At 69.5% G+C, this 13,193-nt stretch carries 4 protein-coding genes; 1 reads left to right on the forward strand and 3 read right to left on the reverse strand.

Features of this window, described 5'->3' with window-relative positions:
- Positions 1 to 9: 9 nt before the first annotated feature.
- The 3 genes from OG734_RS35280 to OG734_RS35290 form a co-directional block, all read right to left on the reverse strand.
- On the reverse strand, positions 10 to 1,860 hold the full coding sequence (locus OG734_RS35280) for a DUF262 domain-containing protein (RefSeq protein WP_330291473.1): 1,851 nt from the start codon (positions 1,858 to 1,860) through the stop codon (positions 10 to 12).
- A 192-nt stretch (positions 1,861 to 2,052) separates the two neighbouring features.
- Positions 2,053 to 4,308 (reverse strand): UvrD-helicase domain-containing protein, encoded by a 2,256-nt coding sequence (locus tag OG734_RS35285; protein ID WP_330291474.1) that lies wholly within the window; start codon positions 4,306 to 4,308, stop codon positions 2,053 to 2,055.
- Positions 4,305 to 11,384 (reverse strand): DEAD/DEAH box helicase, encoded by a 7,080-nt coding sequence (locus OG734_RS35290; protein ID WP_330291475.1) that lies wholly within the window; start codon positions 11,382 to 11,384, stop codon positions 4,305 to 4,307. Before OG734_RS35290 ends, OG734_RS35285 begins: the two co-directional genes overlap by 4 nt.
- Before the next feature lie 248 nt (positions 11,385 to 11,632).
- Between OG734_RS35290 and OG734_RS35295 the strand changes: the two genes are divergently transcribed.
- Positions 11,633 to 12,688, forward strand: coding sequence for a beta family protein (locus tag OG734_RS35295; RefSeq protein ID WP_330291476.1), 1,056 nt, complete (start codon positions 11,633 to 11,635; stop codon positions 12,686 to 12,688).
- Positions 12,689 to 13,193 lie beyond the last annotated feature (505 nt).

The following is a 13,193-nucleotide window of genomic DNA, read 5'->3' on the forward strand; positions in this document are numbered from 1 at the left end:
TCGTCGTCGTCACTTGCTGTCGAGCTCTGATAGCACTGGGGCGGCGAGCAGTTGGTCTGCTGACGGCCAGATACTCAGAGCCAAGGACGCGAGATGAGCGCCTCGTGTGTGGATGCGGTGCTCGTTCCAGGCAGAGGTCCAGCCGTTGACCTCGGCATTCGGCGGCGGATTTAGCAGCGAGCCGTGGGTGAGCCGAAGGAGGCTGTGCTCGCCGAGCCACTGCCGTTTGTCGTCCCATGCCATGTTGCCCAGCGCGGGATTCAGGCGGGCTGTGACCAGGGTCAGGTTGCCGAGGGTGTGGACCAGTTCGTCGCGGTCGGCGCCTTCGGAGGGGTCGTCGTCGAGGGGAGGCCAGTTCTCGCGCCAGCTCTGCGGCATGACGTGCTCGATGGTCAGCTTGGCCCCGAGGTGCTCGCCGACAGGGGCGGTGAGCTGCTCGGTGTGGTCCGTGCGCAGCTCGTCCTCCAGCGCTTCGAGGAGGATACGGACGCGGTGGCGGTAGAGGCGGGTGTAGATGGGGTCTTGTTCCAGTGCGGTACGGAAATCGGTGTCGGTGGGCCACTGCCGGTGATGGCCCTGCATGGCTGAGAGCGCTTTGATGATCACTTCGTCCGCGCGCTCGGGCTGCCGAGATGCGGCTATGACGAGGTCGCGGAAGACATTGTTGTAGTCGCGGGTGCTCAGGTTGAGAATCGCCCGGCGCACGAGGTAACTGTCAATCGCCCGGATAGCCCGGTGTCGCCGCTCCACCGGTAGTACGGCGTCGTCGAGGCCGTAGAGGAAGAGAAGCAGGGGCATCGGGGTGGAGGTCTGCATGACCTTCATCCGGTAAAGGAAACGGCCCTCGATGCCGTGCAGTGGATGCTGGTCTATCCGGTCATAGATCTCGGCGTAACGCGCGAGTTCGGCGAAGACTTCCTCGCTGGGGGCGTTGGCCGAGTTCACCCAGTGCTCGAACTCCTTGAACAGGGAGGAAGCGGTGAACTCGCGCCGTGTGCGCATCGTGAGCCAGTAGGTCAGGAAGACGTCGAGGCGGCTGCGTTTGATGCGGCCGGTCGTCTGCTCGGTGCGCCACTCGTCCTGGTCGAAGGGAGCCCAGTACGCCTTGTAGAGCCGGTCGACGTCCGCTCCGGAGTGTTCGGCGCTGCGAAAGAGCAGGTTCTTGATCAGATCCGCGTTTTCCAGAGGCGTACCGCGGCTGTTGAGCGTCTCGAAGACGACCTGCGCGTCGTCGTGCTCCTCCAGGTCGATGATGACCAGACGCAGTTGCTCCCGCATTGTCTGTACGAGCGTTCCGAGGCGTTCGTGAGGTTCAGGGCATTCCGCCAGCCATGCGTCGATCTCCTGCTGAAAATAGGCGACAGCCCCAGCGAGACGGCCGTTTCCTCCTTCTCCGAGCATCACGGAGCGGAACTCGTCGCGATCGGCGTTGGTGGGCCAGACCTTGTAGAAGTGGTCCGGGTGCTGGCCGCTGTCGAACAAGTCCTTGTCGTTCTCCAGGAACTTGCCCAGCAGCCGTACGGACCTCTCGTGGTCGAGTGCCGTCGCCGACAGGCGGGCCGCGAAAAGAAATAACTGAAGTGTCGTCAGCCGCTGCTGACCGTCGATGACCTGCCGGGTCTCCAGGCTCGACGAAGGGTAGGGCGTCTCGTCGAAGACCACCGCGCCGAGGAAATGCGGCGCCACCGTGTCCCCGGTCTGCGCAGCCCGTTCGACCCGCTCGACGGTGCGGCGAATGTCCTCCCACAGGGCTGCCCAGTTGTCGTCCTTGTCCCACACGTACGGCCGCTGGAACAAGGGCACCGTGTACCGGATATCCCTGCCGAAGATGCGCCGCAGATCGACGGTGTCCGCTCTCATGGCCCCCCACATCGCTCGCGTTTCGTACCACGGTATCGATCTCCGGGCGTCGTCTCAGGCTGATCAGCGAACCCGCCCCTGGCGAGAGGAGTGTGGTCGAGCGCCGGCGCACGCGCGAGGCCCGGCCAGGTGGTGTGAGCTTGTTCCGCTTGGACGAGAAGGAGGGTGAAAGGAACTCAGGTTTCGAAGGGTCTAGGTGAGAAGGCGTTGAAGGAACGGGCTCGGGCTGCCATGCCAGAAGACGTCGAGGCTGTCACGTGCCCGGGTCGCTGCAACAAACAGTAGGGACCGCGCCCGCTGGACTTCCCTGCGGTAGCGGGCAGGGTCCACGTGGCGTAGCTGGTTGACCTGCTCACGGGGGACCAGACCATCACTGACCCCGGCGATGACCATGCGCTGGTACTCCAGACCCTTGAACCGGAACATGGTCCCGATGTGGATCCCGGGCTCGCCCCGGGCGCCGTCGGCGCCGATCTCCAGGGCCCGGATGCCGTGTTCCCCCAGCGTGCTCCCCAATTCGCTCGCCATGCGATTGGTGGGGACACAGATAGCGATCTGCTCGTGTGCGATCCGTTCGTCCGGATGGGCGTCCCAGGCCAGGATGTGCGCGGCGATCGCCTCGCGTTCCGCCTGCCAGTCGGGGCACGGGTGTATGCCAGGCTTGCCGCCGCTGAGCACGGAACGGTACCCGGCGAGGGTCTCCGAACTGCCGTCGAGGTCGTCGTAGGCTTCCTCGCCCAGAACCTCCAGTGCGGAGCGCAGGATCTGCCGCGTCGTCCGGTAGCTGAGGCTGAGCTTCGCGGACCGCCCACGGATGTTGATGCCAAGGCTGCCGAGTGTCACCTGGTTCTTGTAGATGCGCTGGTGGGTGTCGCCGACCAGGAACAGGTCGTCCGTGTCGCGGGCCGTCATCGCGCGCAGCATCTTCCAGTGGGCGGGGCGCAGGTCCTGCGCCTCGTCGACCACGATGTGCCGGTACCGGTGGCGCAGCCAGCCGCCGGAGCCGTCCTGGAGATGGATGTTGTCCAGGCCGCCTGCCTCCTCCCGCTGGCGTTCGATGGCGCGGATGCGCTGTTCCCGCCCTATTTCCAGGCGGGCGGCGCGCTCGGCCACCTGGTCCCACGTCTGGCGTCCCAGCCGGTCCAGACGTTGGGTGAAGCGCTCGGTGTGCTGCCAGATGGCGGCTCGATCGGATCGGCCCACGTTCTTGCCGCGTCCGGCGCGACGCGCTCGGAAGTAGTCGGTGCGGGTCCCGACGGCCTGCCCGAGAATGACCTGCGTCCATTCGTCGTGGAGGAACTCCGCGTCCCAGCCACTCTCGCCGAGTTCGTCGAGCATCGCCCGCCATTCCCGTACGGCCTGGCTGTCGTCGATGGTCTGCTTACGGCTGCCGGGCTCGGCTTCCCGCACGACGCGCAGTGCTAGCTGGTCGACGTGGCTGACCTCCACCCGCGACAGCAGTTGCTCGCCGCCCAGTTCCAGGAGCCGGGAGCGCAGGTCGGCGGCGAGATTCTTGTTGTAGGTGGTCAACAGCACGGGCTTGGTGTGGCCGGGCGGCAACTGGGACACGAGGTGCCGGACGCGGTGCAGGGCGACGATCGTCTTGCCCGTGCCGGGGCCACCGCCGACCCGGGCCGGGCCGGAGTAGCGGCGCTCCACCAGCTTGGACTGGGCAGGGTGGAGGAAGACCTTCCAGCGGCCGAAGTCCCCGGCCTCCAGCGCCTCGCGCAGCGCGTCGTCGGAAGTGGTGACGACCGTGGCGGGTCGCTCGGCGGCCGTGCGGAAGTCCTCGGTGTCGACGGGTTCCGGGGCGGCGACGGGTGCGGTGACCTCGTCCCGTACCTCGCCGAACGGTTTTCCGTCATACAGCGCCAGCAGGACCTCACCGGTGAGCTGCGGTGCGTACTCGATCAGCCCGAGGAGCTGTTCCTCGGTGGTGAGGGTACGGATGACCGGCACCAGGGGCTCCGCCACACCCAGTTCGCTCAGCTGCTCGTCGCTCCAGGCCGCGAACAGCGGCTGAGCGGAGGGAGGCGGGGCCTCGACGGGCGTGGCGGGGGCGGTGGGTGGTGACGGTTCCTGCGGCGGGATGCGCCGCAGGATGCTGTCCTCCACCACCTGGAGGTCGACATACTCGATGCCACCGGTGACGTGGTTGATCCCGTACACCAGCCGGTCGTAGACCTCCTTGCGGTGCTTGACCGAGACGATGAGCCAGTCGTCCTCGGCAAGTCGGAGCAGCAGGGCCCGGTACTCGTCGTTGATGCGCGCGGACCAGATTCTGCTGTCGCCCTTGAGCTGCTTGAGTTTGAGCCCGGGTGTGCGCGGGTTGTCCTTGAACTTGTGCTGGAAGTCGAACAGGGCGCCCTTGACGGTGCGCGGGAGCCGGAGGATCTCCTTGTCCGCCTTGTCGAGCAGGCGCAGCGTCACGCCCCCGGTCTTCGTCATGCTGACTCCCCGTTCTCGTTCTTGTTCTCGTCATGCCCGGTCGTACCCATGCCAGGCTGACCGTGATCCCTGGGACTGGTCGGTGTCCGCTCGCCCTTGACGTCCAGACGCTTGGCGATCTCCTCCGCCGTCCACCCGCCCGCCGGCCGTACGTCCCACTGCGCGGCGGCGAAGGCATGGTCGCGGTCCTGGGCCTCGATGTCCGGTTCCCCGGCCGTGCCCTGCGGTGCCAGGACCACACCCAGCCGGGCGTGCGGCCAGGCAAGTTCGGCCTGCCAGCCGTGTTCGTCGAGTTCGAAGCCGTCCTCGGGCGCGGGAACGCCCAACTCGGCAAGGGCGTGGGCCAGTTCGGCCAGCCCGGCCTCGTCGGGGTCCACGTATTCCAGCACCGCGTCCCAGGCGCTGTCGCGCTTCGGCCGGGCCCCGGAGGGCGTTTCCCCGGCCGCCCTCGCAGGTACCGCGGGCAGGCCGGTCGTGACTGTCACCGGCGGCAGGCTGTCCGGCACCCGCTGTGACCCGTCGGCCGCGGCAGAGATGATCCGGGTCGAGGACAGCCATCCCGCCCCGCCGGTCACGGTGAGCACGTCGGCGGAGAAGCCGTCCAGCAGAGCGGTGGTGAGCTGCGCGCTGTCGCCTCCACCGTGCTCCAGGAACTGCAGCACGTTGCTCCAGTACAGCCAGGCCCGCCAACGCCGTTTGTGGATCTGCTCGTTCGTGATGGCCTGGGCGCTGTCGTCCAGGAGAGTGAGCCCCGTCCAGACGGGAGGTCGGTGCCGTACGTCGGCGACCAGGACGAGCCGGCATCCGGACCGGTCTGTCGCCGTCAGGACGCGTAGAGGCCCCTTCGGAGTGTCGGAGTCCTCGCCCCGAAGCGCCGCTTCCACGGCTTGCCCGACTGTGTCCGCCCGCACCGGCGTGTCCCGCAGACCAGGTGTCCCGACGATCCCGGCGACGGCGGCCTCGGCCCGGTGGTGCCACCGCCCGGCGTCGGGGGCACGGAGGTAGGCGAGCAGCAGTTCTGCCGGGTTGACCCACACGGTCTCCGACAGTTCGCCGGGCAGGCCACCGCGTGTGCGCTCGTAGTAGGCCCGTGCCCGCTTCTGCGCTTCTACGTCGTAGGGCAGCCACACCGGGTCTGTGGGCGCGACCCCGGCGTATCCGGTGTCGCGGACCCGGTTCCGCCACTCCTTTATGTCGTGGTAGGTCAGTTGGAAAACCCGGAGTCCGTCCGCCCTGAGCCGGGCGCGTTTCGTCGCGTCGTCCGCGAGACGGTTGTGCTCGATGCTCGCGTGGTAGCGGTATCCGTCCAGGTAGACGGCGAGCCGTGGGCCCGGTGCGTCGAGCCGTTCGAAGAGCACGTCGGGCCGGGTCCCGTCGAGGACCCGCTGCTGCGACACGCGCCAGCTCATGGTCGTTCCGTCACCGGTGGTCAGCCGCAGATCCAGCGCCCGCGTGCCCGCCGGCGTGGTGTACGTGTCCGCCGTGGCCCGGGACTCGGGCTGCTTGGCCCACTCCTCCAGCGTGTCGACGAACATGATCTCCAGATCGCTCTCCGCCTGCCGCTCCAGCGGGATCTGACGGGTCGTCGAGACCGGTGAGGTCTGCCAGCGTTCGCCGTCGGCGCCGAGGAGCTCGTCCAGCATGGACTGCACCTCCCGGCGGGAGACACGGTCGTAGTCCGACGGGGGCACCCTGCGCAGCAGGCACTGGTGGCAGCCGTCCAGTTCCTTCTGCTGGCACGCGCAGTTGTCGATCACCTCACGTGCCTTGAGGAGTACCTCGCGGAAGCCGTCCGAGGACGCCAGCCGGTGCAGATAGCCGGTGCCGCCGGGCAACCGGTCGTAGACGACGAGGAAGCGCCGTGGGAAGTCCGCGCCGAGCTGGTCCGGGCTGTCCGGCATCGAGGCGGCGGCGATGTCGATGTGGTCGGGGTCGCCGCCGTAGCGTGCGGCGATACCGGCGAACAGAGCTGCGGTGAAGGAGGCGAGCCGTTCCCGGGCCCGTGTCACCGAGGCGGGTAGCAGGATCCGTACGGCTTCCGTGGTCAGCTCGTGCGCCAGCAGCAGCGGTACGTCCTGGCCCGCTGCCCCTTGCCCCCCTCCGCCCCCGGAGCTGTTTGTGCGGCGCCGCCGGGGACACCACAGCAGATGGTGGAGACTGCCCTTCGTGGCGGCGGCCCCCGAGTCGGTCAGCGCGTGCTGCGGCTGGTCGACGACCGGCCGGCCTTCCGCTGTCGCGCCACCGCAGGTCGTGCAGACGTAGAACGGGTTGATCCGTACTTCCTCGCCGGCCAGCGGCACCGTTGAACTGCCGTCCTGCCGGTCGAGTCCCAGATTCAGCGTCCTGATGACGGCTTTACGGGAGAAGTCCACGCCGAAGGTCGCCGTGTCGTGCCGCCAGGAGTCGATGGCCAGATGGTCGGGGTCGATGTCCACGGTGGTGAGCACCGCGTACTGCCGGCGGGCCCGCTCGTCGCGGTCGTCCCGCACCCGGGCGTCGTCCCGCTTGTCCCGGGCGATGACCCGGCGCGGCTGGAGCACGTACTGGACACAGCCCGCGTCGGCGATCTCCCGCCCGTCGCAGCGCGGGCAGGGCGAGGTGTCGGTCTGCGCGTTCCGCGTGCGCACGTATCCGCAGGAGGGACAGAGCCGCCACACCGACCAGGCGCGGCGTTCCGGGCTGCCGATGTCGAGGGCGCGCACCACATGCTTGTAGCCGTTGACGTAGAAGCTGTTGCCGGGGGCCAGTTCGGTCAGGGCCGTCTTGCGGGAGCGTTCGTAGTCGCGGGTCTCGCTGCGATGGACGCGCTCCGGACCGGCGGGCGGCCTTGCTTCCCTCGGGGCTCCTGTCTCGGCCGGGTCGTCGCTGTCCGAGGGAACCTCGGACCAGTAAAGGGTGGCCTCCAGCTGGGTCGTGGTGTCGGCCAGGCTGTAGTTCGGCAGGAGGCCCAGTTCGACGAGCGTGCCGTGCGCGCTGGTCCGGCTCACCTCCCGTAGCAGGTTCCCGGTGCTGCGGCGCTCGGCGAGCAGTTCCCGCCGTTCCCGGTCCTGGACCTCGTCGGTACGGGCCAGGGAGTCGACGGCCTCGTCGATCGCGGCGATCCTGCGCCGCAGTTCCTCCCGCCGCCCCGTCCAGTCCTCCTCCGCCTCCTGGAGAGCTCGTACGATGCCCCCGGTCGCGTACTTCCGGAGTTCGTCGGCGGCGTGCGCGGACACCCCGGTGTCGTCGCCTTCCGGTGCGGCGAGGCCGTCCGTGGTCGGCGTGTGGGCAACGCTTCCGGGACTTCCGGGACTTCCGGGACTTCCGGGACTTCCGGGAAACAGGGCCAGGAAGCGCTCGACGAGCGCCGCCGCGTGTGTCTGCGCGGCGTCCGCGAGGTCCTGGCACCAGCCCGTCGTACCGAAGAGCGCGGAGGCCAGCCGGGGCACCGGCTGCAGGCGCTCGCCGTCCGCGGTCGCGAGCTCGCCGCGCGCGGCGAGGTCCAGCAGCCACGCGGTGTACTGGCGGCGAAGGATCTCCACCGCCGACAGATAGCAGCCCGGCGGCACGATGTCGCCCGCGATCATCTCCTGCGGCTGATCCAGGTAGTACAGGTCCCGGGCACGGCGTCCGCCGAAGGCGACGATCAGTGCGTTGCCCGTCTTTCGCCCCGCGCGGCCCGACTGCTGCACGTAGTTCGCCGGGCCCTTCGGCAGTGAGCCGATCAGCACGGCCGAGAGGTCACCGATGTCGATGCCGAGTTCCAGTGTGGGGGTGCAGGACAGCACGTTCGGGTCGGTGTAGTGCGTGCCGGCCCGAAAGGTCCGTTCGACCTGCTCCCGCTGTGCGCGGGTCAGCATGCCGGTGTGCTCGGCCGTCACGACACGGAAGGTGCCACCGGTCAGATACAGGCGCCGGTAGTAGTCGTTCGTGTAGTCGCGCTCCTGGAGAGCACCGACGCCCGTGCCGGTGACACCCCCGCTGCCGCCGTGCGAGTCGGCCGACGGCGAGCGCTGCATGCCAGGCTGCGGCGGTGTCAGGTATCCCTTGCATCGGTAGCGCGGGCACGGGTGGCCGTACAAGCGGGTGCGCCGCTCCGGTGGTACGACCTGCTGCCAGCCGCAGTCCTCGCACGCCACGAACGCCTTGTTGACGATCGAGTCGTCCAGCAGCCGAACCTGGATGTGGCCGGGCTGGAGACCGTAGACGCGCGTGGTGCGGTCCTTCGCCGTCCGCACGCTGAGCACGTGCTCGTCGGCGAGGGCGGGCAGTAGTCGGCGCAGATACTCGGTCGCCCCGGCGGCGTCCAGCCCGAGGCAGCGACGGGTCCAGTCCTGGAACCAGGCCTGCCGACCGGTGACCACGTCGAACTCGGTCCTGTCCTTCTGCCCGTCCAGCAGGAATCGCGGCGGGGCGACTCCTTCCGGGAAGGCGGGCATGCCGTCGGGCCGCCGTCCGCTGATCAGGAACCGGTCGGCACCGGCCTCTCGCATCCACTGCTCCAGCCAACGGTGCCGGACCGCGCCGCGCAGCCGCAGCCGTTCCAGAAGGCCCCGCACATAGGCGAGATACCGCTCAGGTGTCGGGAGCCCGCCCGTCATCACCAGCTGGCCCGGCAACGCGAGGTGCAGATCGCGGGCGAGATCGGTGACCCGCTCAGGGTTCTCGACGACGACCTCGGCGGCGGCCGTCCGCGTGAGCTCCAGGGTGCGGCCGAGCCGTGACCGCAGCCCGAACTCCATGATCGTGGCGAACGCCAGCCGTTCACCGATCAGCCGCCAGGTACGGGCGTCTCCGGTGCCGCGGCCCGACAGCACCCGGTCGACGCCCGGCTCGTCGTGCAGATCCGGCGGGACCACGGCGGCCAGCGCCTCGGGATCGTCCACCGAGTCGAGGACGTTGCCGATCAGGTCGTTGAGCGCGGTCGCCGTCCCGGACTCGTCGAGGTTGTGCGCGAGCAGCGACCTCAGCGAGAACTTGTATGAGGCGTTGGCGACGTATCCGGCGCGGTGCGCGGCGTCCTGCGTGGAGTCGTTGAACAGTAGTGTCTTGCGTTCCTCCGGTACCAGCGCGATGTCACCGCCCGTGAAGAGCTGGGTGACCGTGGCCGAGGCCAGCGCGGCCTGCGCCGTACCGAGGAACCGGATGCTGTTGTCGGTGTTGCATGCCGGACAGCGGTCGTCCCTGGCCGCCTTGTCGGCGGTCTTCTTGTCGAGCAGCGCGAGCGTGAACCAGGCGTCCACCAGGTCACTGTCGTCTCCCGCTGTCGGCAGCCGGTAGGTACCCCGCGCCCCGTCGAGCACCACCACGGAGAGCGGATCGACGCCGCTGCCCGCGGGCAGTCGCCCGGCCAGGGCATCGAGCGCCTGGCGCCGCTCCGGCTCGGTCGCGGAGACGAAGTAGCGGATGCGGCGCTTGTCACGGCCGACGCCAGCCCGCCAGATTCGGTCCTGCGCCATGACGAGCTGCTGCGGATCGGCCTCCGGGGACAGCGCGGCCCAGCCGGATCGCCCACACGCGCGGCAGTACACGGCGGGCAGGTGCACCTGTGCGGGGCGCACCGCCGTGTCCGTGCCCGCCAGCGGCTGCGGCCGGTTCGCCCCGCCCGAGGATCCATGGCCGGCGGAGGGGCCGTCCTCCTCGTCCGACGGGGGTGCGGCGGCCAGGGCGGCGCGCCGGGCCTGCGCGCGGTCGTCCTCGTACCAGCGGAACTCCGGTGTCCGGCCGACCCCGCGCAGCACACGCGTCACCGGCCGCACCCAGAGGTGGGCCTCCACGTGCAGCAGGGGACGCGGGCGCCGTTCATCGGAGTCGGGGTCCCTGGCGACGGACAGCAAGGCCACGAAACGGGCCAGGGCCTGCAGCACCAGCTGCGGATTCTCCCGGGCGGTGCGCCCCCAGGCGTATCCGAAGCGCGCGAGCCGGTCCCGCAGGCCCCACTCGTCCAGCGGCTCGCCGTCGAGCAACGCGAGCACGCCCTGCGTGAAGTCGTGCCGCTTCAGCAGACGGCCGATACGGAACACGTCGAGGCCCTGCCGCCCCAGCATGCGGGCGGCGAGCCCGTCCAGGTCCAGCAGGTCCGGCTTTGCCTCCACACCGACGCCGCCCGACGCCGCGATGACCTCCTGCGGAGTGGGTGGCTCGGGAAGCGCGTAGTCGACCTCGCCGGTGAATTCTCTGGCGGTCATCCGCTCCTCACCGATGACCGCGTCCGCCGTGAACGGCATGCCGAACACCTGCGCCGCCACGTCCAGGATGCCGCCGGCCGACGTGCCCGCCCGCCCCGCCCCGAGCGTCGCGGAGGTCGCCACGGGGCAGATCCGCCCCAGCGGCCGGTCCGGCCGCGTCGCGCCGACCGCCGTCGCCAGCCGGCGCAACAGCATCGCCACGTCGGTGCCCTGAGCGCCGTCGTAGGTGTGGAACTCGTCCAGCACCACGTACGCGACGTCCGCGCCCTCCCACAGCGCCCGGTCTTCCCCACGCTGCAGCAGCAGGTCCAGCATCTTGTAGTTGGTGATCAGTACGTCCGGCGGGGAGACGCGCATCTCCTCGCGCCGTGTCATGACCCGCCGGAAGTCAGTGTCCGGCCGGTCACCGATGTACAGACCCGCGGTCACCTGGGCGAGGTCGGGCGCGGTCAGGTAGTCGCTGATGCGGCCCGCCTGGTCGGTGGCGAGCGCGTTCATCGGATACAGCAGTACGGCCTTCACACCGCGCCGCCCCAGGGCCTTCTGCCGTCGGCAGTGGTCCAGCACCGGCACCAGGAACGACTCCGTCTTGCCGGAACCCGTGCCGGTCGTCACGAGCGTCGGCTCGGCCTCCCGGCCGCCCAGTGTGCTGAGCCGCTGCCACGCCTTGGCCTGGTGCCGCCACGGCGTGAACCCGGGCCGCCACTCCAGATGCCGCTCCCACCCGTCGTCCGCCTTGTGGAACGGCGTCCTGATCCGCAGGTACGGCCCCCGGAAGATCCCCGATTCCGGATCCCCCAGGAACCGCTCCAGGGCTCGCCGGGTGTCGTCGTCGGCCAGCGCGTAGGTCGTCGTGAGGTACTGCGTCAGACTGCCGCGCAGCTGCGCGGCGGCCAGAGTGGGTTTCACGACGTTCCCCTTACGTCTGCGGATCCCGAGGCGCTCGCGCGGCAGCGGTTCGCCCCGAGTGGTGCGGATCAACCGTATAGGGCAGGTCGGACAGTGTGTGACGGGGCGGGTACACCTTCCGTTCCCGGCTATGGCTGGTTGGCGCCCTTTCGGGCTTTCCTTACGGGTTTCACCCTGAAGGCGAACGAGAGAAGCACAGGAGAGAGCGAAGGAAGAACCGAGCACGGGCAGCGCCGAGGGGGAACGCCATGTCCGTACCGCTGTACGTTCCTGTCCTGCCGACCCGGCCGCACGCGGCGGCCGCCTACCGCGCGCTGGCGCCGGACCTACTGCGTCAGGTCGCTCCCCTGTGGACGCTGCCGCCCCGCCCCGGCATGCTGCCGAAACCGCTCGCCGAACGCCTGGCCAAGGAGGCCGGTGACACCTCCACCGCACAGCGCCTCGGCTCCGGGTGGCTGGACGCGCCCTTCGCCGACGAGGACGAAGCGGCGGTACTCGCCCACATCCTGACCCCTGAGTGGTGGGACCACCGCAACCTGCGGCCGGTCACCGGACCCGGCCGCCCCGGCGCCCAACAGGCACTCGCACTCGCCGCGGCCCGGCACCGAGAAGACGGACTCGGCATCCGTGTTCGGCTCCCCGGCGACTGGAACGACAGCACGGCCTCGGACGTCGCCGCGCTGCTCGACCGGATGCCCACAGGCCACCCCGCCGACCTGTTCCTCGACCTCGCCACCGTCCTGCCCGACCGCCCCGACGCCGCCAAGGAGGCTGTCCGCGCCCTGGACACCCTGATTCCGCTCACCTCATGGCACACGGTGACCGTCCTGGCCGGCGGCTTCCCCGAACCGCCCGACGACTTCCGGGAAGGCGTCCCGTACGAGGCCCCACGCACGGACTGGGAGACCTGGCACGAGATCCAGCACAGCGAACGCCCGTACCTGCCCCGACTGCGCTACGGCGACTACGGGATCCACCCCGCCGCCTACGTCACCCAGCCCCCGCCCTCACGTGACGGGGGCCCGCCGTGGGGCATCCTCCGCTACACCACTGCCCGCTCCTACCACCTGTCCAAGGTGCCGCACGGGAGTCAGTACGACGACGCCAACCGGCAGGCGGCGCGCTGCCTCACCAGTCTCGCGGACTTCCGGGGCGTGGACGCGGGAGCGGGGGAGCGGTGGTTGCGCGACCGGACCGAGGGCACCGTCAGCATCGGCAACCACTCGACGTGGAACCGGGTGGGCAACTTCCAGCACATGACGTTCGTGGTGCGGAGCCTCGGTGAGCGGAGTCCTCTTCGATGACCGGAAGCATCCCACTCAGGGCTCCCTGACTGGGGTGGCTGGATATGTCTTACGGCTGACGCCCTGGTCGTAGCCTCACGCCGAGGCGGGCCACCCGGCCGCTCAGGGGGATCGGGGGATCATCAATGCCGCATTACGGGCAGCCCAGCCCGGTGAACGAGTTGCTGAGAGCGACGCGTATCGAGATCGATGCGGAACTACGCAGCGACGGCGGAAACGCCCCGAAGGCCTCCCTGCACAGCGGTCGAAGAGTGTCGACGGCGCGAGGTCAGCACACATACGAATTCCGCTTCTCGCGCTGGCCACAACTTCTCGACGGCAGGCCCTTGCTGGCGCGCCCCTCCAGATCGCGAGGAGCCTGGACCCAAGCGGAGGTCACTCGCCTGCCCGAGAACAAGGTCCGGGTCGTCACCAGTGCCGACTTCGGGCAGAGCCCGGGACCGGTGCAGCTGCGTGCGGACGAATCCACGACGTGGAGAGTCCTTGCGGAACGACTGACAACCAT

It is taken from the genome of Streptomyces sp. NBC_00576, from assembly GCF_036345175.1.
Classification (GTDB): Bacteria; Actinomycetota; Actinomycetes; order Streptomycetales; family Streptomycetaceae; genus Streptomyces.